The organism is Rheinheimera sp. KL1 (assembly GCF_001275035.1).
Lineage (GTDB): Bacteria > Pseudomonadota > Gammaproteobacteria > Enterobacterales > Alteromonadaceae > Pararheinheimera > Pararheinheimera tangshanensis.
In genome coordinates this window covers 1-1,312 of sequence record NZ_LAMX01000047.1, presented here as the reverse complement: position 1 = coordinate 1,312, position 1,312 = coordinate 1, and the positions used below count along the sequence as shown (strand labels likewise).

The window sequence follows — 1,312 nt, the reverse complement described above, 5'->3', positions numbered from 1 at the left end:
GTAGATGTATGGACTCCCCTCCCTGCGAGGGATTATGGTGAAGTTGTCACACAAACCAAAAGAGAGTCCATACATGGAAAACTATACCGTGCTTGCTATCGACCTTGCAAAATTAGTCTTTCAGATAGTGAAAACAACAGGTTTCGGCAAACTGATTTATAACAAAAAGGTGAGCCGGGAAAAGCTTAAAGAATTACTGCGTAAAGAGCCAAAAGCGCTGGTAGTGATGGAAGCCTGCGGAGGTAGTCACTACTGGTGTCGCTATGCGCAGTCGCTTGGTCATGAGGTGAAAGCCTTGCCAGCACGCCGGGTGAAAGCGTTTCGTCAGGGACAAAAAACCGATGCAAATGATGCATTAGCCATTGCGACAGCGGCCCGGCAGGTGAACATGAAACCAGCGAGAATTCTGACGACAGAAGAGCAGGGTTTGCAAGGAATTGAAAAGATGCGCCAGTTGTTAGTAGCACATAAAACCGCGATGAGTAATCAGCTTCGTGGATTGCTGAATGAATTTGGTGTGGTCATTGCCAAAAGCGATGCGGCCTTGCGTTCTGCTATACCCGAAGTGCTGGAAGATGGTGAAAATGACGTACCGATGAGCTTTCGTGAAAGTATCGCTCAGATGTGGGGCTTGCTTCAGACCTTAGAGGCAGAGTTAGCTCAATTAACGCGACAACAAACGGCGTTGACGATGCAGGATGAGCAAAGCCGTTCATTGATAGAGCTCGAAGGTGTGGGTCCGATAGGTGCATTGGGCTTAAAGCTGGCGATAGGCAATGGCTCGCATTTTAAAAATGGCCGAGATGCAGCTGCATGCTTAGGATTAACGCCGGTTCAGCACAGCAGTGGTGGCAAACAAAAAATAGGGTCAATCAGCCAAATGAGCGGGCATAAACGCCTACGCTCGGTGCTTATTCAGGGGGCGATATCGGTCCTGAGTTATTTAGATAAGCGAGAGGCCAGAACGGCGAAAGAGATATGGTTAAAAGCGCTGATGCAACGCAGAGGAAAGCGAATTGCGGCAGTGGCGCTGGCTAATAAGACTATCCGTACAGCCTGGGCGATGCTCAGTCGTGGAGAGAGTTACAAAGCGTCGTTGCAAACGGCGTAACGAGTTCTATCAAACAGATGCTTGAAACACAGGTAAGACCGACCATCAAGAGCCTGTGCGCCCCACAGCGTTGAGAAAACCGCTTCGTAGAGAAGGCGTGATGGTGCGAATACATTGAAGGTGCAGAGGTAGCTCCTCACGAAAGCCCGTATATAAGTGCGCATCTATACCAGTGTGAGAAAATCTGTTGATAGTTCAGGG

At 49.0% G+C, this 1,312-nt stretch carries 1 protein-coding gene; it reads left to right on the top strand.

Going from position 1 to position 1,312, the window contains the following annotated elements; all coding sequences use genetic code 11:
- The first annotated feature begins 73 nt into the window (after positions 1-73).
- Positions 74-1,111 carry an IS110 family RNA-guided transposase gene (locus tag WH43_RS19560; protein ID WP_053426208.1) on the top strand — a complete coding sequence of 346 codons (1,038 nt, stop codon included), beginning with the start codon at positions 74-76 and terminating at the stop codon, positions 1,109-1,111.
- Positions 1,112-1,312 lie beyond the last annotated feature (201 nt).

Bases quoted from the DNA above. Each gene is read 5' to 3' on its own strand.
- WH43_RS19560 (WP_053426208.1), top strand. From the start codon at position 74: ATGGAAAACTATACCGTGCTTGCTATCGACCTTGCAAAATTAGTCTTT.